Below are 19,194 nucleotides of genomic sequence, written 5' to 3'. Positions count from 1 at the left end.
TCAGTGGGGGTTTTGTCCATCCCCCACTGATTATTAGCCCTCATCAATCGGGCTTTTACGGGCAGTTATCTCCCACCTAACTTCCTCGCATTCGCCGCATTTTGAGGTGGGAGTCTACTGCCCGGCGAATAGCGGGATAAATACGCAAAAGGCAAGATGACGATGTCATCTTGCCTTTTTTTGTTAACATATTTTGTTTCTTGCCGGGAGATGATATGAACAAAAATCAATGGAGTGACAAAAAATGAACCATGAATGCAAATGCCCTTACTTCACTTTTTCCACTCGCGGGACTACTATTCATTACGAATTGTATGAACATAATACTAAAAAAGAACGACCTACTTTCGTACTCGTTCACGGCTTCCTCTCTTCCTCATTTAGCTATCGACGACTCATTCCTTTACTAACAAAGGAAGGTACAGTAATTGCCCTTGATTTACCACCATTCGGAAAAAGTGATAAATCTCATCTCTTTAAATATTCTTATCACAATTTAGCAGCTATTATTATCGATTTAATCGAACATTTATCTCTCTCAAATATTGTATTAGTTGGTCATTCTATGGGCGGACAAATTTCACTCTTTGTAAACCGACTACGCCCTGAATTAATTTCAAAGACGATTTTACTATGTAGCTCTAGTTATTTAGCACGCGCAAACTTCCCTTTACTGTACTCCTCTTATTTACCGTTCTTCCACTTATACGTGAAGAACTGGATTATTCGAAGGGGCATCGTTCATAATTTAATGAATGTCGTTCATGACCATTCATTAATTGACAATGAAATGATGGAAGGCTATGCTGCTCCTTTTTATGATGATCGTATATTCCCTGCTTTAACTCGAATGATAAGAGACCGTGAAGGTGACTTATCTTCAACTGAATTACAAAAAATCGAAACCCCAGTATTACTCATTTGGGGTGAAAAAGATCGCGTCGTCCCTGTACATGTAGGACACCGTCTCCATAAAGACCTACCTAATTCCACTTTCATTTCTTATGAAAATACAGGACACTTACTACCTGAAGAAAAGCCCGATCATGTTTATGAAGAAATTATTGCGTTTGCGGCGCAATAAAGTGAAGCTTTAATCCGTGGGAGGTTCTATCCCCACGGATTATTAGCCTTCACCAATCGGGTTTTTACGGGCAGTTTGATTTCTCACCTAACCTCTTTGCTTCAACCGAGTTTTGAGGCGGGAGTCTTACTGCCCGTTAAAACGGGATAAAGTGAAGCTTTAATCAAACCACACAAATGAAAATAAACAAAAAGGCTGTCGTAAATTCCGACAGCCTATAATGAACAACTTCCGCCTTCTTTTAGTACGAGTAACTCTACTGCTAATTTTTCGCATTTTTCAAGTGCAGGTACTTCTTCAAAAGACATAAAGTATATATGTTGAATTTTCTTTGCGATGTATTTCGGATCATCAAACACACTTACGACGTTTACGACATCGCTCGCTTCTGTTTCATAAAACTCCGGTCCCATTTGAAACGGATCCCAATTTTTCACAACCTCAATCATTTTGTCATATGCACCCATCTACTTCCCGCCTTTTCACTTTTTAATGCTTTTCTTTATCGTATCATATCAGCTATTCTATAAGAAGAGTGAGAATTTTCATAACTTAACAGTTTGACAGAAGAAAGGAGCAAACATATGCAACTATTTCATAAAACGGTAAATCGTCGCGGAACACATAGTACAAAATGGGATACATATAAAAATGAAGAGCTCATCCACGCTTGGATTGCCGATATGGACTTTGAAGTACCAAAACCAATTCAAACTGCATTGCAAAAACGCACAGAACATCCTATTTTCGGCTATACACTTCCTCCTGAAAATATTGGGGATATCATTTGTAATTGGACGAAAAGCCAATACAATTGGGAAATACAAAAAGAATGGATTGTATTTAGCGCAGGTATCGTTCCAGCTCTTAGTACGAGCATACAAGCTATAACGAAAGAAGGAGAAGCCGTACTCGTACAACCTCCTATTTATCCACCATTTTTTGAAATGGTCAAAACAAATAATAGACAATTATGTGAGAGTCCCTTATTTAAACAAAATGGCATATATAAGATAGACTTCGAGCATCTAGAAACTCAATTTAAACAAGGTGTAAAACTAATGCTTCTTTGCAGCCCTCACAATCCTATCGGACGCATTTGGACGAAAGAGGAGCTAATAAAACTCGGTACGTTATGTACGCAATATAATGTAACCGTTGTCGCGGATGAAATTCACGCCGATATTATTTATAAAGGCCATACTCATACACCGTTTGCTTCTTTATCTGAAGAATTAGCAGCACGCACTATTACTTGTATGGCTCCGAGCAAAACATTTAATATCGCTGGATTGCAAGCATCGATCATCATTATTCCGAATGAAAATCTCCGTAATGCCTTTATGTCTATCCAATATAGACAAGGATTCCACGGATTAAATACATTTGCTTATACAGCAATGCAAAGTGCCTATACAGAATGTAATGATTGGCTAAATGAAATTCGATTGTACGTTGAAGATAACGCTCAATTTGCTTGTGAGTATATTCAAAATCACATACCAGCTCTTTCTGTAATTAAACCAGAAGGTAGTTTTTTACTGTGGATTGATTGTTCCCACTTGGATCTTTCTCAAGATGAACGAACAGCATTGCTTGAAGAGGAAGGTAAAATCATCGTTGAGCCTGGTGAGAAATACGGAACAGGTGGAGAAGCCCATATCCGAATTAACATTGGCTGTCCTAGATCTGTTTTAGAAGAAATTTTAAACAGACTACACCATACATTCTCATAACAAAAAAGGAGGCTATCCCAAAATGATTTTGGGACAACCTCCTTTTTTCGGTAAATCGATATAATTCCACTTACCATCATGTGGTTTTAGAACAAAATCTACCATTCGCGGTAGATTCTATTTTTTCTTCATATCCGACGCTTTTTTAACAATAACACCGCAAGCGATTCGGCCACCAGATTTACCTGCTGGTTGTGTCATACCATCATCAGCGTTTTCTGTAATAATAATAGACGCTCCATCTTTTCTATGAATCGTCGTTTTTCCTTCTTCAAGCGTTATATGCGGAGCATCGATTTCTGCTTTAATCTTTCCCGAACCGTCTGCAACTACGTTCGGTAAATCACCATTTTCCGCACCTTTCGGATTCAAGAGCCCATGTTCTTTATTATCCGGATTAAAATGATTCCCAGATGATTCGAAACGTGGCGCTTTACATTCTCCAATTTCATGTACATGTATCCCGTGTGATCCTGGTGTAAAGCCTTCCGCTTTAATCGTAATTTTCACTCCACTTGTTTGCTGCGCTACTTTTGCAGTCCCAACTTCATCACCTGAAGCATTATGTAATTTTACATCAATTTCTTTCGGCTTCCCTTGGTCACAACCCGCCATTAGAAATAATAAACAACAACTGAAAAAAAGCCGTCTTTTCATTCAATTCCCTCCAAAATACTTTCTGCCCTTAGATTGTCCGAGCATAGAGGGAAACATGCAAAAATGAATTACTGTTTCTTTTCAGCTAAAAGCTTTTCTTCTACTTTCTGTAATCGCTCTGCTTCTCGTTTTGATACACGAATAAACATACGCCACGTAGCAACCGCACCGATGATAAATAGAACGCAAACAATACCTGGAATAATATACTCCGTTTTATCTTCAGGAAAATATAAAGGCATCATACAGAACACTCCTTATCGAGGAATTTATGGCGAAAATAAACATCAGAATTTTCTGTTTTATTACCTTAAATTATAATTGAAGCCTGTCATATTCTCAAGGGGGGCGTTCCGAAAGCGAATGATTTCTTTGACTCCTTCGCGCACTTTCCTTACTATAAACTTGAGGTGAAAAATATGAGAGAAACATTTGAAATTGGTGAAATCGTTACTGGTATTTATAAAACTGGAAAATACATCGGCGAAATTACAAATAGCCGTCCTGGCAGTTACGTCGTAAAAGTATTAGCTGTTTTAAAACATCCAGTGCAAGGGGATTTACATAATGTAAAACAAGCTGAAGTACCATTCTTCCACGAAAGACGTGCTTTAGCTTTTCGTGAACAGACGAACATTCCAGAGCAAATGGTGAAGAAATATGAAGGAGAAATTCCGGATTATACAGAGTCACTAAAATTAGCATTAGAAACTCAAATGAATTCATTTTCTGAAGATGATTCACCTTTTGCGGGGCGTAGTCTAGAAACACTTCAGCAATTGAAGCAAGATTACAAACTTTAAAAAACAAAACGACCAAATTACATATTTTGCAATTTGGTCGTTACTGTGTACTTACTTTCTTTAACACTTTCGAAAAATCAACAAGTTCCCCTAATGTTGGAGGTGCTGGTTTGACTAAATACTCTTTATCTTTTTCTACTAACTTAAAAATATTATATGTCGTCATCGCATCATCAAGCGCACAATGATGCTTTCCTGTTCCTGCTTTTCCATACGCCTCAATTGCTTTCCACAGCCCTGTTTGATTTCTCTCTCCAAAAAACTTCTTATACTCAAGCGATAAATCACGACACTGTCCAAAGAATGGAAATTCTACTCCCGCCATTTCGCAATTATGCTTTAAGACTTTCATATCCATATTTCCCCACGTTACAATTGTCGGTTTACAACTCTTTTCATATTCTGCAAGTTTCTCAACAAGTTCATGAAAAGAAATTCCTTTGTCTACTACTTCCTGTTTAATTCCTAAAAATTTTTTACATCGATCCGTTAAAGACGGAAATGTTTTCGGTCTAACATGCGATGAATACGTATCTTCCACCTTACAACCAACAACTGAAACGAGTCCGACCTCAATAATTTCTGGGAAAAAACCTTTTGGCTTTTTTCTATGCTGGGGCATCGTAAACTCAAAGTCTAAAAACAAAAATCGTTGTTCATCCATACGATCCCTTCCTTATCATCTTTGTCATTCCTTTCTATTTGACACTCCTACACGAACAAGCTCGAATGCTGATTCAATTTTAAATATTCAGATTGGATGTATCTTATATATATGTCAAATGCCCACAAATATTTTTAAAAATAAGAAAAAATGACCTATGCAGAAAATATGACAAAATAAACCCTTTCATTTACATCCGCCATTTTTCTACTTTATAATGACGTTATGTGTGTTTCATCTAGTTAATTTTTTGACACACTAAGAAAAGTGAATGAAAGGAGATGAGAGTTTTGCACGAAACAACGCAAGAACTCGCAAACTGGCAGTATTATTTCGCTATCGCAGTCTTTTTAATTACATATGCCATTATTATTTCTGAAAAAATTAACCGCGCTGTCATCGCACTTCTTGGTGCAGCATTCATGGTAATTGCCGGGGTCGTTGACTTACACAATGCCTTTACGAAACATATTGAATGGGGAACAATTACATTACTCATCGGTATGATGATACTGGTAAACATTACAAGTAAGTCAGGTGTCTTCCAATACGTTGCCATTAAAGCCGCAAAAGGAGCACAAGGAAATCCAATTAAAATTTTAATTTCACTTTCCTTACTTACCGCGCTTGGCTCCGCATTTTTAGATAACGTTACAACCGTACTTCTTGTTGTTCCAGTTACTTTATCTATTACGCGCATCTTGAAAGTAAATCCTGTTCCATATTTACTTTCTGAAATTATTTTTTCAAACATCGGAGGAACAGCAACATTAATTGGTGATCCACCAAATATTATGATTGGTTCTGCTAATAAACATTTAGACTTCAATGCTTTCTTATTCAACTTAGCACCTATCGTAATCATCATTATTGCTGTTACAGCAACAATGCTTTACTTCATGTACCGTAAGCAATTAATTGCTGATCCTGTACAAATTAAAAAGCTAATGAGCTTAGATGAAAAACAATATATTAAAGATCCAGTATTAATGAAAAAATCTTTAACAGTACTTGGACTTACTATTTTAGGTTTCATGACTCATTCCATCTTCCATATTGATGCAGCTATCATCGCCTTAACTGGTGCTACTGTCCTTATGTTAATCGGTGTGAAAGAACATGAAATTGAAGAGGTATTCGCAAGTGTAGAATGGGTAACAATCTTCTTCTTCGCGGGACTATTCGTACTCGTTGGAGGACTTATCGATATCGGTCTTATCAAAACGTTAGCTCAAAAAGTAATTGGAATAACAGGCGGAGATATTTCTCAAGCATCTATCCTTATTCTATGGGTATCTGGTATCGCCTCTGCAACAATCGATAACATTCCATTCGTTGCAACAATGATTCCGCTTATTAACGATATGGCAGTTGGGCTAGGTTTATCACCTTCTGACGCACAAGTCGATGTACTATGGTGGGCATTAGCATTAGGTGCTTGCCTAGGTGGAAACGGAACATTAATCGGGGCTTCTGCTAACGTAATCGTAGCCGGAATCGCAAGTCGTGAAGGACATAAATTCAGCTACATGGAATTCCTTAAAGTCGGCTTCCCAATTATGATCGTTTCATTAATCATTTCTCACATTTACATTTACTTACGTTACCTTATGTAATAGAAAAAAGGGCTGTCAAATAGGACAGCCCTTTTTTTGGTAAATGAAATTATATTAATGAATTTTCAAATATATCTATCAAAACTTACAATATATCAACGATTCTACACAAAATATCGATTTACCGACAAGGTGCGACAATAGTTGCAAGAAGCTGTTCCAAAACATCTTCGAAACAGCTCCCCCTATATCTACTCGTTATACCTCTCCGGCTCATTCCGAATGATAAATAAATGAATCGGCAAGAAAACCGAAAATGTGATTACATGAATAATCGTAAATAATATAGCGTTCGTTCCGTATCTATCTAAAATAGCGTAAATGAGATAAATAGACAGTACAATCGATACAGCTGTTGCTAGTAAACTTATAATCGGTACGAAATTAAAGATGAAACATGCGACATATATGCCGAATACTTTCCATCCTGCTTCTTCTTTCAAGAAATCCGGTAATTTATCCTTCGCTAAGTCCCCCCACGTCTTACTATTCAAAAAAGGAATAAACGCAAGAACACCATCAGTTGCACCATCATTTTTCGCCATCGTATAAAGTGCAAAAGCTGTTAACAAATACGAAATAATTGCCCAAATTATTATAACAAGAATAAACGCAAAACTAAGAGCAAAGAAACCTGCTAGTACGCCTTGATCTTCCATCTTATCCTCTCCTCTCTCTTCTCAACATATTTCATTACAGTGCAAGTTATGTTTTAAAATTTAACCAAACTCTCTGTATAATAAATATAAGAAAGATAATAAGAGAGGAGAACGTACTTATGCATCCATTTGTAAAAGCATTACAAGAGCATTTCATAGCTCATCAAAATCCCGAAAAAGCAGAACCGATGGCACGTTATATGAAAAATCACTTCCCGTTTCTCGGTATTCAAACTCCTGAGAGAAGACAATTATTGAAAGACGTCATTCAAATACATACTCTCCCAGATAAAAAGGACTTCCAAATTATCATACGTGAGCTTTGGGACTTACCAGAACGTGAATTTCAAGCTGCCGCACTCGATATCATGCAAAAATATAAAAAACATATAAACGAAACTCATATCCCATTTCTAGAAGAACTTATTGTCACAAAATCTTGGTGGGACTCTGTTGATAGCATCGTTCCTACCTTTTTAGGTGCCATCTTTTTAAAACATCCAGAATTAATTTCTGCCTATATTCCAAAATGGATTGCATCAGAAAACATATGGTTACAACGTGCCGCTATTTTATTCCAGCTGAAATATAAACAAAAAATGGATGAAGAACTCCTTTTCTGGATTATCGGACAACTACATTCTTCAAAAGAATTTTTCATTCAAAAAGCAATCGGCTGGGTCCTTCGCGAATATGCAAAAACAAAGCCAGATGTAGTTTGGGAATACGTTCAAACTAACGAGCTCGCTCCATTAAGTAAACGCGAAGCAATTAAGCATATTAAGCAAAATTACGGAATAAATAACGAAAAAATAGGCGAGACTCTATCCTAGATAGGCACGTTCCTCTATTGAGATTTAAAAAAGAACGTGTTAGAATATGTTCATTATTATTAATATAAGTAGCGATGACGGACTTATAAGTACTTGCATAAAAAGCGATTCAGGGATAGTGAAAGCCTGAAGCTGCGAGGAAACGGCAGTCTCGAGCAATACGTGATAAAGTGGATGCACATTTTGTGTATCAACTAGGGTGGAACCGCGGGCAAACGCTCGTCCCTAGGCGATTAAGCCTTGGGATGAGCGTTTTTTTATGTTTTTTAAAGCATATATTTCCCGCTTCCAAAGTACCCATCACGTCATCGCAAATACGTTAACTTTCAAAAGGAGGATTTTATTATGTATTCAATGGAACAAGTTGTAAACTTAGCAAAACATCGCGGTTTCGTTTTCCCTGGTTCTGAAATTTACGGTGGTCTTGCAAACACATGGGATTACGGTCCACTTGGAATCGAATTAAAAAATAACGTTAAAAAAGCTTGGTGGAAAAAATTCATTCAAGAATCTCCACACAACGTTGGTTTAGATGCTGCTATTTTAATGAACCCAAAAACTTGGATCGCTTCTGGTCACGTTGGTAACTTTAATGATCCAATGATCGACTGTAAAAAATGTAAAGCTCGTCACCGTGCTGACAAATTAATTGAAGATGCATTAGACGCAAAAGGCATCGAAATGGTCGTTGACGGTCTTACTTTCGACCAAATGGCTGACTTAATGAAAGAACATGAAGTAAAATGTCCTGATTGCGGTAGTGAAGAGTTCACTGAAATCCGTCAGTTCAACTTAATGTTCAAAACATTCCAAGGTGTTACAGAGTCTAGCACAAACGAAATCTTCCTTCGTCCTGAAACAGCACAAGGTATTTTCGTAAACTTTAAAAACGTACAACGCTCTATGCGTAAGAAACTTCCATTTGGTATCGGCCAAATCGGTAAAAGTTTCCGTAACGAAATCACACCTGGTAACTTCACATTCCGTACACGTGAATTCGAACAAATGGAACTTGAATTCTTCTGTAAGCCTGGTGAAGATTTAGAGTGGTTTGCATTCTGGCGTGAAACTTGTAAAAACTGGTTACTTTCACTTGGTATGACTGAAGAAAGCATGCGTCTTCGTGACCACGGTGAAGACGAATTATCTCACTACAGTAACGCAACAACTGATATTGAATTCCGATTCCCATTCGGTTGGGGCGAACTATGGGGCGTTGCATCTCGTACAGACTTCGATTTAAAACGTCACATGGAACACTCTAACGAAGACTTTAACTATATCGATCCACAAACGAATGAGCGTTACGTGCCATACTGCATCGAGCCATCTCTAGGTGCAGACCGTGTAACATTAGCATTCTTATGTGATGCATATGAAGAAGAGCAATTAGAAAACGATTCTCGTACAGTTCTTCGTTTCCACCCTGCTTTAGCACCATATAAAGCAGCTATCTTACCATTATCTAAAAAGCTATCTGAAGGTGCTACTGAAGTATTCGCAGAACTAGCTAAAGACTTCATGGTAGACTTTGATGAAACTGGTTCTATCGGTAAACGTTACCGTCGTCAAGACGAAATCGGCACACCATTCTGTATCACATACGACTTCGACTCTGTTGAAGACAAAGCTGTTACAGTACGTGACCGTGACACTATGGAACAAGTTCGTATGCCAATTAGCGAACTAAAAGGTTTCTTAGAGAAAAAAATCCAGTTCTAATTATAAAGTGAAACTTTAATCAGTGGGGGTTTTGTTCATCCCCCACTGATTATTAGTTGAACCAATCGGGCGTTTACGGGCAGTTAATCTCCCACCTAACTTCTTTGCTCCAACCGAATTTTGAGGTGGGAGTTTTACTGCCCGTTAATGCGGGATAAAAAAGAGGCAGCTCATAAGAGCCGCCTCTTTTCTATTTTTCACGTTTTTCTTTAATTGCTACTGTACATCTTGATACGCATAGTAAATCATCATTTTCATCAATGATGCGAATATCCCAAACCATTGTCGATTGTCCTCTATGTATCGGTGTTCCAATTGCTGTTACAATTCCATCTTGCTTTGAGCGAATATGATTTGCATTAATTTCTAATCCGAAACAAATACATTTCTCTTGATCAATTAAATTGTATGAACCAACACTTGCCACAGTTTCTGCTAATGCAACAGATGCACCGCCATGTAAAAATCCAAACGGCTGATGCGTACGTTCATCAACAGGCATTGTAGCAACTACTTTATCCTCTGTCATTTCTAATAGTTCAATTCCAAGCGAATCCATTAAAGTTTTTGCCATATCGTTTTCAACCTCTCTCACTTTAAATCAAATGTATAATTTTACCTGTTTAATTTCAAACTACCTATAACACTTATATAAGGAGGTTTCACCTAAATGAAACAGAAATTTTGTATACTATTGCTTATGTTCTCCTTCCTGACTATTGTACCAAATTGTGCAATAGCAGCCAAAGCATCCAACCTGACAATCAATGTTAAGACTGTAACGCAAAAAGGTAAGAAACCTTATATAGAATATCAAATTAATAGGCCTTCCTTTCACAACTTTTCTGATTTGAAATTTCAAAATAAGCTAAATTCCTATTACAAAAACTCTACTGCTACATTTAAAAGTAAATTAGAAAAAGAAGCGAAGAAATATTATAAAGAAACAGAAGGATCTAGCACACCTTTTCATCCATACGTTGCAAATGTTGACTATAAAGTAGCTTTAAACAAACCACCTTTCCTAAGTCTATATGTGAATTACTATCAATATACAGGCGGAGCGCACGGACTTTATACGTGGAAGGCAAATACATTTGATTTAAACGAAAAAAAATTATTACACTTAGACGATTTATTTCAGCAAGAGGATAAATATAAAGAAATAATTCGCACAGAGATTATAAGACAAATTAAACACAATGAAAGCATTTATTTTCCTGATGCAGCCGAAAAGGTAACGAGCACTAAAAAGTTTCACTACTTTTTAGAACCGGATAATCTTGTAATTTATTTCCCTTTATATGAAATTGCTCCTTATTCAAGCGGAATTCCGCAATTTCGTATTCCATACACATTGCTTAGAGACTATTTAAAGCCTTCTTATCAAAATATTTTGATTGACAACAAGTAAATACTTTCGCTACGATAATGTTAACCTAAATACAACTGGAGGTTAACATTATGAAGAAGCTTCATGTTTTAGATTTAGCATTAGCTGCCATGTTCGTCGCTCTTATGGCTATTGGTGCAAATATTGTATCGTGGGCACCATTCTTACAGGTAGCGGGCGTTCCATTATCTATGCAACCATTTTTCGCAATTTTAGCAGGTCTTCTTCTTGGAAGTAGACTCGGGGCATTATCAATGACTGTTTACATGCTTGTTGGAGTAGCAGGTGCGCCAATATTCGCTAACTTCAAAGCTGGATTCGGAGCACTTTTAGATCCTACTGGTGGTTTTATTATCGCATTTATTATCGTTGCTTACGTATCAGGAAAACTAGTAGAACAAAAAGAACGACCAACATTCAGCACCTTTGCAATCGCTTCTTTCGTCGGAATCATTTTAACTTATATTATCGGTACTACTTATATGTACGGGGCGGTCAATATTTTCATGGGTGGTAATATGAGTTATAAAGCTGCCTGGATGATTATGATGTGGTTTGCAGTAAAAGATATTGCGTTTACAATCATCGGCGCTATTATCGCACCTCGTATATACTATGCTGTACGTCGTTCGGCTTATCAGCATTCTCATTCGACGATTTCATAATAAACAAGGAGCTGTTCCTATAGGAACAGCTCCTTGTTTATTATATTAAGACTCTTGCTTCATTTGCTCTTCTAAAATTTTCTTCATCATTACTAGCATATCATCACGTAATTCTGGGTGTTGCAATGCCATTTCGATTGTCGTTTGAACGAATCCTAACTTTTCACCTACGTCGTAGCGTTTTCCTTCGAAGTCGTAAGCAAATACACGTTGAATTTCATTTAAGCTTTGAATTGCATCCGTTAACTGAATTTCGCCACCCGCTCCAACTTGTTGCTGTTCCAAGAACATAAAGATTTCAGGAGTTAAAATGTAACGTCCCATAATCGCTAAGTTTGAAGGCGCAGTACCTTGCGTTGGTTTTTCAACGAAATTACGAACTTGATAACGACGTCCCTCTTGCTCTAACGGATCAATAATTCCATAGCGATGTGTTTCTGCTTCAGGAACAGTTTGTACACCAATAACAGAAGAAAGTGTTTTGTCATACTCGTCCATTAATTGACGTAAACATGGTTTTTCAGCTTGAACGATATCATCGCCTAATAATACTGCAAACGGCTCATCACCAATGAATTTACGCGCACACCAAACAGCATGTCCTAATCCTTTTGGTTCTTTTTGACGAATGTAATGGATATCTACCATTTTAGAAGAAGCTTGTACTTTTTCAAGTAACTCATACTTTTTCTTCTCTAATAAGTTTTGCTCTAATTCAAATGCGTTATCAAAATGATCTTCGATAGAGCGCTTTCCTTTACCAGTAACGATAATAATATCTTCGATGCCTGATTTTACTGCTTCTTCTACGATGTATTGAATTGTTGGTTTATCTACAATTGGAAGCATTTCTTTTGGCATTGCTTTCGTTGCTGGTAAAAAGCGTGTTCCTAATCCCGCTGCCGGAATAATTGCTTTTCTCACTTTTTTCATGACAAATACCCTCGCTTTTCATTCTAATTCTCTTAGTAAAGTGCAAATTTATAACACTCGCTCGTAATAATCCTCTACATCAAACAAAACTACAAGAAAAGAGGAGGCCGTTCTCCGTTCTCCCCTTTTCCTATCAGTAGCACTCTATTCTATTATAAACGATTCATAATATCTTCTTTAATAGTAAATAACTTTTGTTCACTATTTTGTAAGGAATCATCTTGTACACCAAAGTAGAATTTAATTTTCGGCTCTGTTCCAGATGGACGTAAGCAGAACCAAGAACCATCTGCTAATTGATATTTTAACACATTTGATTTCGGTAAGTGAATCTCTTCCTTATTTCCATCTTGTAACGTTGTAATGATGCTTTCCTTATAATCCTCAACTGCAACGACTGTTAAACCAGCTACTTCTTTCGGAGGATTCCCGCGGAATGTTGCCATCATCTTTTGAATCTGTTCGGCACCATCTTTTCCTTTTAACGTTAACGATACAAGTTCCTCACGGAAGAACCCATACTTCTTAAATACTTCTAACAAACCATCGTATAACGTTTTACCTTGTGATTTGTAGTACGCAGCTACTTCACATGCAAATAGGACAGATTGAACCGCATCTTTATCACGGCAGAATGGACGGATTAAATACCCATAGCTTTCCTCATAACCGAATTGGAATTCATATTGTCCGCTTTCTTCATACTGTCTAATTTTTTCACCGATAAATTTAAATCCAGTTAACGTATCAACTGTATCTAAACCGTATGCTTTTGCGATTGTACGGCCAATTTCAGACGTTACGATTGTTTTTAAAACAACACCGTTTTCTGGAAGCGTTCCGTTTTCCTTCTTTTGTGATAATAAGTAATCAAGCATCAACGCACCTGTTTGGTTACCAGTTAATACTTGGAACTCACCATCATGATTGCGAACTGCTACACCTAGACGATCTGCATCAGGATCTGTTGCGATTAACACATCAGCGCCTACTTTTTCACCGTCGCGAATTGCATACTCAAACGCTGCATGCTCTTCTGGGTTTGGTGATTTTACTGTAGAGAAGTTTGGATCTGGTAACTCTTGCTCTTTTACAACTGTTACATCTGTAAATCCAACTTCTTCTAAACCACGACGTACCGAAATATTTGATGTTCCATGTAATGGTGTAAAGACGATTTTTAAATCTTTTCCTACTTCTTTCACCATCTCTTTATTAATAATGACATTGTTCAATTCTGCCGCATATGCATCATCTACTTCTTGTCCAATTATATGTAATAAACCGTCAGCTTTTAATTGCTCAACATCAGCTACTTCAACTGTTAATTCATTTTCTACTGCATTTACGTAGCTAATTAACTCATCAGCTTCTTTTGGAGGCAACTGCCCACCATCCTCACCATATACTTTATAACCGTTATATTCGGGCGGATTATGGCTTGCCGTAAGAACGATTCCACTTACTGTATGTAAATGACGAACTGCGAAAGAAAGCACTGGTGTTGGACGTAAGCTTTCAAATACATATGTTGTAATACCTTGTGCACCAAGAGTAGCAGCTACTTCCATTGCGAATTCAGGTGATTTATGACGAGAATCATACGCGACAACAACACCACGTTTTTTCGCGTCTTTACCTAATTTTTCAATAAACCTAGCTAATCCTTTTGTTGCTTTACGAACTGTATATACATTTAAACGGTTCGTACCAGCACCAAGTTCACCACGCATACCACCTGTGCCGAACTCTAGATTTTTATAAAAGCTATCCTCGATTTTCTTCTCATCTTGCTTCATGTTTTCTAGCTGTTCTTTTAATTCTACATCTAATTCTGCATATGAAAGCCAGCGACTAAATTCTTGTTTCCAATTCATACTTCCATCTCCTCTAGCCTGTCGTATCTTCATTATATGAAAAAAACAACCTGCATCTCAATATTTTTTAAAATCTAACAGGATTTTACTATAAATATTTGTATACACTATGGTTAAATACTCCACCAAAGGGAATGAGGATTATGCAAGAATGGGGCTTGTCAGAAGAGCTCAAAATAAAAACAAAGCAGATGATTGAAATTGCTGAAAAAGAATGATCAAACATGAAGCATGCAATCGATAAAGAAGATGAATGTATTTTATGTAAAATGGAAGATATTCATCATATGTTAACAAATGTACAGACGTTAGCAGCTACATATTATATTCAAGCATATTTATCACCTTATACGGAAAGTTCACATTTCATCACTACAGCTGTCCAACATTTAAGCGCTCGAAAACACGGTGCTCTTATTATCGTGGAACGAAGTGAAGCTCTTGATTCTTTCATTCAAACTGGAACGACATTAAACGCACACTTAACCGCGCCACTACTTGAATCGATCTTTTATCCAGGGAACCCTCTTCATGACGGAGCCGTTCTCATTAAAAATAATCATATTCTCTCAGCAGCTAATATTCTTCCATTAACAAAAAGCACAGAAATCAATCCTGAGCTAGGAACACGTCACAGGGCTGCAATTGGCTTATCAGAGAAAAGTGATTCACTTATATTAGTTGTCTCTGAAGAAACTGGTCGTACTTCATTCGCTTTAAATGGGACGTTATATACGATTTCTTTATAGAATACCTATAAAATAAAAAAAGCTGTTCCGGAAAGGTTCATTATGTAATGACCTTTCCAGACAGTTTTTTTGCATTCTTTATTCTTCTCCGAAACGCTCAACAAGTGTTGCAAGTGTACGCACCATTGCACCTGTTGCTCCAGCTGGTCCTAAATCATGTGTTCCTGTTGTTTCAGATGTTCCAGCGATGTCTAAGTGTACCCATGGTGTTTCTTCTGCAAATTCACCAAGGAATGTCCCAGCCATAACCGCATGTCCTTCACGGCCTGGTGAGTTATTTAAGTCAGCAAATTTACTGTTTTTGACACGTTCTTTATCACGTTCAAAAATCGGCAATTGCCAAATTGGCTCATCCGTTTCCATAGAAGCCTCTAACACTTGTTCAAACAATTCTTCATTATTTGTCATTGCACCTGTTGTATGATTTCCAAGTGCAACAATTACACCGCCTGTTAATGTTGCAACATCAACTAAGTAATTTGCACCAAGTTTCTTCGCATACGTAATACCGTCAGCTAACGCTAGGCGACCTTCTGCATCTGTATTTAATACTTCAATTGTTTTTCCGCTCATAGATGTAATAACATCATCTGGCTTAAATGCTGTACCACTTACAACATTGTCAGTTGATGGAATAACAGCAATTACATTTTGCTCTGGGCGAAGTTCACCGATGATCTCCATCGCGCCAAGAACAGCTGCAGCGCCGCCCATATCACCTTTCATACCAACCATGCCTTCACGTGGTTTTAAAGAATAGCCGCCAGTATCATATGTAATCCCTTTTCCAACAAATCCAATTACATCTTTCCACTCTTCTTTTCCTTTATAAATAAGAGCGATCATTTTTGGCGGTTCAGTAGATCCTTGGTTTACTGCAAGTAATGCACCCATACCAAGCTCTTCCATCTCTTCTTTCTCAAGAACCTTATAATCCATATCGTATTTTTCCGCTAATTCAACTGCATACTCAGCAAGCTTTGTCGCTGTTAATACATTTGGCGGCATATTTACAAGTGTACGAGCTGAATTCGTTGCACGTCCATGTACGTATCCTACCGTTAATGCTGCTTCAATTTCTTGTGCATCTTCTGCTGTAATAGCAATCAGTTTTTCTAACTCTACTCTTTCTTTTTCATCCGTTTTATATGTTTGTAATCCGTATGTACCAAGGCAATATACTTCCGTTGCAATATGAGCTACATCAATCGCATCTAATTTCTCTGTTACGAAAGAATCAAGTAAGATTGCTGCGTCTTTTACTTTTGCTGATTGTAACGATTTAAAAGCTTTACTAAGAGCCGCACGTAACGTTTCTGTTGTATATGACTCTTTCTTACCTAAACCAACAAAATAATAACGTTTAACATTTGTTTTTCCTAAGCTATGTACTTTTGAAATGGCTTTCTTCTTAGTTGAAAGTTCTTTTTCTTCTAATAAAACTTGTAATTGTCCTTCAAACGCTTTGTCCAGTTCTTGTACAAAGCTACTCGTTTTATCTTCTTCAAATAAGGCAACAATTACCGCTTCATGACTTGCTAATTCTTTTTGTACTTGAAACATGTTCAGACCCCCTAAATTTCTCTATGTCCATTATAACTTTATTTTCGATAAAATGCGATAATTCGGACTTCTGTTTTGTATTTAATTCTCTGAATACTATTTTTTAAAAATAGTAAAAAGGGTACTTTAGAAACCCTATCTAAAGTACCCTTTTATTAAAAATACGTTTTATTATAAAGAATAGTTCGAGACTGCAAAATGATAAAAATATAGCATACTTTCAAAATTATTTATAATTATTAATATTAATATTAAACATAAAGCAACTACTTTTACACGTCTCATCACTTTAAAACCATATGCCAATAATAACGGTATTGTAAACAGCATATGTGCACCATATATAAATGCTTCAGATGACCCAAAACCAATAATTCCGTGTAAAACGATATTAAATAATAAACATAAACTTAAAAACCTTACGAAAGGTTCTTTTCTAAAATTTCTCCAGACAACTACCATTAGAGAAGCATACACAGTTACAATCGCAATCCAACCCATTATAGTATGCGATGGGAGCATATTTAATTGCGCAAATTGCTCACCTTGTCTTAAAGTAACCTCCGAGAATGGTCCAAAGATGAATGAAGATCCTAATAATAGATGAAATATTAATATACCTGATGGCTTAACGTATTCTGGTGAAAAATTCTGTTCTTGCGCAGCAAAGCCCATACTAGCCTTTACTGCTTCGATAAGAACTACATTATTTGCGTTCATTACTAATACAAACAGGACCACGACAATAACAATCGAAATACCAGTCCAAATAATTTTTTTCTGCAGTTTCTTATAACTCATCACACTACCTAAAAACCAGATAAACGAATTGGTTAATGTAACCCCTGTTATTCCTATTGCCAACAATACATTCGCAATACTAAATCCTATTTTCGCTTCTTTTTTCCCTGTAATAAATGGATAGCATACAAAGCACATAAGTACTAATGTGAAATTTGCATAGCTAAAAGATTCTGGTGTCCACGTAATAACTAACATAGTAGCTGAAAATCCATACATGACCGCTAGTAAAAAAGACACAAGCGTATTCTTACAAATTTTACAGCATAATGTATAAATCATCACTACACTGAGCGCGCTTAAGAACGTTTGAATGAATATAATACCATGTATAATATTCCCTACTTTCACTGTCTCCAATATCCACATAAACCCTTGAATAAAATAATAAAGGAATGGATGTCGGAACCAGGTCACCGCTGCTACATCTACTTTTTCAAGGAAAAAGGAGATAATATAATATCCTTGATCAAAAGAAAAATAGGTATCAACCACCCACGCTTCAATAAAAAGCTTAGAGTGAGTATCCATTTTCCAGCCAATAAAAAAATAAAATGCCCAGTAAAAAACGAAAAGGACAAGGGCTAATATTCCCTTTCCTTTATAACCATTCCAAATATTCAATACTTCTTCTCCTCTCTAAGGTAAAAATACCATAATTAAATGTGCTACATACCCAATAACTGTTCCTAACATCAATCCACCAAAAATCTCATGCCAATGATGTCCTTGGCGCTCTCTTAATTTCTCTTCTTCCGAACTAATATGTTTATTCAACATTTTTGCATGTTTACCAACCGTACGTCGAAGTCCTGTGGCATCAATGATAACAATCGTTAAAATTGCCATCCCTATCCCAAACATCGGTGTATTAAAACCTTCGTGAAACCCTATTGTCATGACCATACTTGATAAAATCGTTGTATGTGTACTAGGAAATCCACCGTTTCCAACTAAACGAAAAGCATCTTTTCCAGAACGAAGATAATTCACTAAAAATTTCAATACTCCCGAAGCCACCCAAGCTATAAATGGAAGTACACAATATAAATATGTTCCCATTGCTTTACCTCCTATGATTTTGCGATAAATAGAATTCCAACCACTATACATACCATTCCAGCAATTTTCATGAAATTGATAGTTTCACCAAACAATAGTGCTGACGCAATAATAACAAATACATATCCGAAGCTCACCATTGGATATGCATAACTTAGATCAACCTTTCTCAGTACAATCATCCATAATAATGCACTTAAACCGTAAAAAGCTAATCCAAAAAAGTTTGGTAAATTAACAAAATTCATAATACCTAAAGCCGCTGAACTTTGCGATTTCATTGCACCAAACTTTAATAAAATTTGTCCTACAACTCCCATACCAACTGATAAGATAATCATTAAAAATTGTTGCATCTCTATACTCCTTAACTGTTT

At 36.7% G+C, this 19,194-nt stretch carries 20 protein-coding genes and 1 pseudogene; 9 read left to right on the top strand and 12 right to left on the bottom strand.

Annotation, left to right across the window (positions count from 1 at the left end):
• Positions 1-244: 244 nt before the first annotated feature.
• Positions 245-1,084 carry an alpha/beta fold hydrolase gene (locus V7038_RS01980; protein ID WP_002112576.1) on the top strand — a complete coding sequence of 280 codons (840 nt, stop codon included), beginning with the start codon at positions 245-247 and terminating at the stop codon, positions 1,082-1,084.
• Between the two features lie 215 nt (positions 1,085-1,299).
• Here V7038_RS01980 and V7038_RS01975 read toward each other — a convergent pair whose 3' ends face one another.
• A complete protein-coding gene (locus V7038_RS01975; protein WP_002015854.1) occupies positions 1,300-1,551 on the bottom strand; it encodes a YugE family protein in 252 nt (83 codons plus the stop codon).
• A gap of 117 nt (positions 1,552-1,668) precedes the next feature.
• Here V7038_RS01975 and V7038_RS01970 point away from each other — a divergent pair, with 117 nt between their 5' ends.
• Positions 1,669-2,820 (top strand): MalY/PatB family protein, encoded by a 1,152-nt coding sequence (locus V7038_RS01970; protein ID WP_070129112.1) that lies wholly within the window; start codon positions 1,669-1,671, stop codon positions 2,818-2,820.
• A 117-nt stretch (positions 2,821-2,937) separates the two neighbouring features.
• Here V7038_RS01970 and V7038_RS01965 read toward each other — a convergent pair whose 3' ends face one another.
• Positions 2,938-3,477 (bottom strand): superoxide dismutase family protein, encoded by a 540-nt coding sequence (locus V7038_RS01965; RefSeq protein WP_002112578.1) that lies wholly within the window; start codon positions 3,475-3,477, stop codon positions 2,938-2,940.
• Positions 3,478-3,545: 68 nt separating this feature from the next.
• Positions 3,546-3,722: a hypothetical protein gene (locus V7038_RS01960; protein WP_000982763.1), complete on the bottom strand. Its 177-nt coding sequence runs from the start codon at positions 3,720-3,722 to the stop codon at positions 3,546-3,548.
• A gap of 174 nt (positions 3,723-3,896) precedes the next feature.
• Between V7038_RS01960 and V7038_RS01955 the strand changes: the two genes are divergently transcribed.
• The gene (locus V7038_RS01955) at positions 3,897-4,280 is read left to right on the top strand and encodes a kinase-associated lipoprotein B (RefSeq protein ID WP_002112579.1); all 384 of its coding nucleotides are present in this window, start codon (positions 3,897-3,899) and stop codon (positions 4,278-4,280) included.
• Between the two features lie 40 nt (positions 4,281-4,320).
• Here V7038_RS01955 and kapD read toward each other — a convergent pair whose 3' ends face one another.
• Positions 4,321-4,944 (bottom strand): 3'-5' exonuclease KapD, encoded by a 624-nt coding sequence (gene kapD / locus V7038_RS01950; RefSeq protein ID WP_199661561.1) that lies wholly within the window; start codon positions 4,942-4,944, stop codon positions 4,321-4,323.
• A gap of 290 nt (positions 4,945-5,234) precedes the next feature.
• Here kapD and V7038_RS01945 point away from each other — a divergent pair, with 290 nt between their 5' ends.
• The gene (locus tag V7038_RS01945; RefSeq protein ID WP_199661562.1) at positions 5,235-6,560 is read left to right on the top strand and encodes an SLC13 family permease; all 1,326 of its coding nucleotides are present in this window, start codon (positions 5,235-5,237) and stop codon (positions 6,558-6,560) included.
• Between the two features lie 191 nt (positions 6,561-6,751).
• Here the strand turns inward: V7038_RS01945 and V7038_RS01940 are convergent, their stop codons facing one another.
• Positions 6,752-7,219, bottom strand: a complete 468-nt coding sequence (locus tag V7038_RS01940) for a hypothetical protein (RefSeq protein WP_002112583.1) — start codon at positions 7,217-7,219, stop codon at positions 6,752-6,754.
• Between the two features lie 119 nt (positions 7,220-7,338).
• Here V7038_RS01940 and V7038_RS01935 point away from each other — a divergent pair, with 119 nt between their 5' ends.
• A complete protein-coding gene (locus V7038_RS01935; protein WP_335468909.1) occupies positions 7,339-8,052 on the top strand; it encodes a DNA alkylation repair protein in 714 nt (237 codons plus the stop codon).
• Between the two features lie 345 nt (positions 8,053-8,397).
• Positions 8,398-9,774 (top strand): glycine--tRNA ligase, encoded by a 1,377-nt coding sequence (locus V7038_RS01930; RefSeq protein WP_002112585.1) that lies wholly within the window; start codon positions 8,398-8,400, stop codon positions 9,772-9,774.
• Positions 9,775-9,964: 190 nt separating this feature from the next.
• Here the strand turns inward: V7038_RS01930 and V7038_RS01925 are convergent, their stop codons facing one another.
• Positions 9,965-10,348, bottom strand: a complete 384-nt coding sequence (locus tag V7038_RS01925; RefSeq protein WP_002112586.1) for a hotdog fold thioesterase — start codon at positions 10,346-10,348, stop codon at positions 9,965-9,967.
• A gap of 96 nt (positions 10,349-10,444) precedes the next feature.
• On the opposite strand from V7038_RS01925, the gene V7038_RS01920 reads away from it, so the two are divergent.
• Together V7038_RS01920 and V7038_RS01915 are read left to right on the top strand one after the other, a co-directional pair.
• Positions 10,445-11,188, top strand: coding sequence for a DUF3298 and DUF4163 domain-containing protein (locus tag V7038_RS01920; protein ID WP_335468906.1), 744 nt, complete (start codon positions 10,445-10,447; stop codon positions 11,186-11,188).
• 50 nt (positions 11,189-11,238) lie between these two features.
• Entirely contained in the window at positions 11,239-11,832 is a 594-nt protein-coding gene (locus tag V7038_RS01915; RefSeq protein WP_002112590.1) for a biotin transporter BioY, read from the top strand.
• A gap of 45 nt (positions 11,833-11,877) precedes the next feature.
• On the opposite strand, the gene galU is transcribed toward V7038_RS01915, so the two are convergent.
• The gene (gene galU / locus V7038_RS01910) at positions 11,878-12,765 is read right to left on the bottom strand and encodes a UTP--glucose-1-phosphate uridylyltransferase GalU (RefSeq protein ID WP_002067929.1); all 888 of its coding nucleotides are present in this window, start codon (positions 12,763-12,765) and stop codon (positions 11,878-11,880) included.
• Between the two features lie 152 nt (positions 12,766-12,917).
• Positions 12,918-14,642 (bottom strand): phospho-sugar mutase, encoded by a 1,725-nt coding sequence (locus V7038_RS01905; RefSeq protein ID WP_335468903.1) that lies wholly within the window; start codon positions 14,640-14,642, stop codon positions 12,918-12,920.
• A gap of 143 nt (positions 14,643-14,785) precedes the next feature.
• Between V7038_RS01905 and cdaS the strand changes: the two are divergent.
• Positions 14,786-15,391: pseudogene (cdaS, locus tag V7038_RS01900) on the top strand (sporulation-specific diadenylate cyclase CdaS).
• Between the two features lie 78 nt (positions 15,392-15,469).
• Here the strand turns inward: cdaS and pepA are convergent.
• The 4 genes from pepA to V7038_RS01880 form a co-directional block, all read right to left on the bottom strand.
• The gene (gene pepA / locus V7038_RS01895; RefSeq protein ID WP_002112593.1) at positions 15,470-16,954 is read right to left on the bottom strand and encodes a cytosol aminopeptidase; all 1,485 of its coding nucleotides are present in this window, start codon (positions 16,952-16,954) and stop codon (positions 15,470-15,472) included.
• Positions 16,955-17,125: 171 nt separating this feature from the next.
• Complete coding sequence (locus V7038_RS01890; protein WP_335468902.1) at positions 17,126-18,379, bottom strand: DUF6080 domain-containing protein; 1,254 nt, start codon at positions 18,377-18,379, stop codon at positions 17,126-17,128.
• A gap of 15 nt (positions 18,380-18,394) precedes the next feature.
• Entirely contained in the window at positions 18,395-18,817 is a 423-nt protein-coding gene (locus V7038_RS01885) for a divergent PAP2 family protein (RefSeq protein ID WP_033714045.1), read from the bottom strand.
• Positions 18,818-18,828: 11 nt separating this feature from the next.
• The gene (locus tag V7038_RS01880; protein ID WP_002112598.1) at positions 18,829-19,173 is read right to left on the bottom strand and encodes an EamA family transporter; all 345 of its coding nucleotides are present in this window, start codon (positions 19,171-19,173) and stop codon (positions 18,829-18,831) included.
• Positions 19,174-19,194 lie beyond the last annotated feature (21 nt).

It is taken from the genome of Bacillus sp. JJ783 (genome assembly GCF_036963225.1).
In the GTDB taxonomy this organism is placed as follows: Bacteria; Bacillota; Bacilli; order Bacillales; family Bacillaceae_G; genus Bacillus_A; species Bacillus_A cereus_U.
Note: the sequence above shows the minus strand (reverse complement) of the source record. Positions and strands in the feature narration are given on the sequence as shown.

What these genes read in the sequence shown, in the direction of transcription:
- V7038_RS01960 (WP_000982763.1), bottom strand. Translation starts at nt 3,722, where the DNA reads ATGATGCCTTTATATTTTCCTGAAGATAAAACGGAGTATATTATTCCA.
- V7038_RS01940 (WP_002112583.1), bottom strand. Translation starts at nt 7,219, where the DNA reads ATGGAAGATCAAGGCGTACTAGCAGGTTTCTTTGCTCTTAGTTTTGCG.
- pepA (WP_002112593.1), bottom strand. Translation starts at nt 16,954, where the DNA reads ATGTTTCAAGTACAAAAAGAATTAGCAAGTCATGAAGCGGTAATTGTT.
- V7038_RS01920 (WP_335468906.1), top strand. Translation starts at nt 10,445, where the DNA reads ATGAAACAGAAATTTTGTATACTATTGCTTATGTTCTCCTTCCTGACT.
- V7038_RS01965 (WP_002112578.1), bottom strand. Translation starts at nt 3,477, where the DNA reads ATGAAAAGACGGCTTTTTTTCAGTTGTTGTTTATTATTTCTAATGGCG.
- galU (WP_002067929.1), bottom strand. Translation starts at nt 12,765, where the DNA reads ATGAAAAAAGTGAGAAAAGCAATTATTCCGGCAGCGGGATTAGGAACA.
- kapD (WP_199661561.1), bottom strand. Translation starts at nt 4,944, where the DNA reads ATGGATGAACAACGATTTTTGTTTTTAGACTTTGAGTTTACGATGCCC.
- V7038_RS01970 (WP_070129112.1), top strand. Translation starts at nt 1,669, where the DNA reads ATGCAACTATTTCATAAAACGGTAAATCGTCGCGGAACACATAGTACA.
- V7038_RS01975 (WP_002015854.1), bottom strand. Translation starts at nt 1,551, where the DNA reads ATGGGTGCATATGACAAAATGATTGAGGTTGTGAAAAATTGGGATCCG.
- V7038_RS01935 (WP_335468909.1), top strand. Translation starts at nt 7,339, where the DNA reads ATGCATCCATTTGTAAAAGCATTACAAGAGCATTTCATAGCTCATCAA.
- V7038_RS01955 (WP_002112579.1), top strand. Translation starts at nt 3,897, where the DNA reads ATGAGAGAAACATTTGAAATTGGTGAAATCGTTACTGGTATTTATAAA.
- V7038_RS01915 (WP_002112590.1), top strand. Translation starts at nt 11,239, where the DNA reads ATGAAGAAGCTTCATGTTTTAGATTTAGCATTAGCTGCCATGTTCGTC.
- V7038_RS01980 (WP_002112576.1), top strand. Translation starts at nt 245, where the DNA reads ATGAACCATGAATGCAAATGCCCTTACTTCACTTTTTCCACTCGCGGG.
- V7038_RS01905 (WP_335468903.1), bottom strand. Translation starts at nt 14,642, where the DNA reads ATGAATTGGAAACAAGAATTTAGTCGCTGGCTTTCATATGCAGAATTA.
- V7038_RS01880 (WP_002112598.1), bottom strand. Translation starts at nt 19,173, where the DNA reads ATGCAACAATTTTTAATGATTATCTTATCAGTTGGTATGGGAGTTGTA.
- V7038_RS01930 (WP_002112585.1), top strand. Translation starts at nt 8,398, where the DNA reads ATGTATTCAATGGAACAAGTTGTAAACTTAGCAAAACATCGCGGTTTC.
- V7038_RS01885 (WP_033714045.1), bottom strand. Translation starts at nt 18,817, where the DNA reads ATGGGAACATATTTATATTGTGTACTTCCATTTATAGCTTGGGTGGCT.
- V7038_RS01925 (WP_002112586.1), bottom strand. Translation starts at nt 10,348, where the DNA reads ATGGCAAAAACTTTAATGGATTCGCTTGGAATTGAACTATTAGAAATG.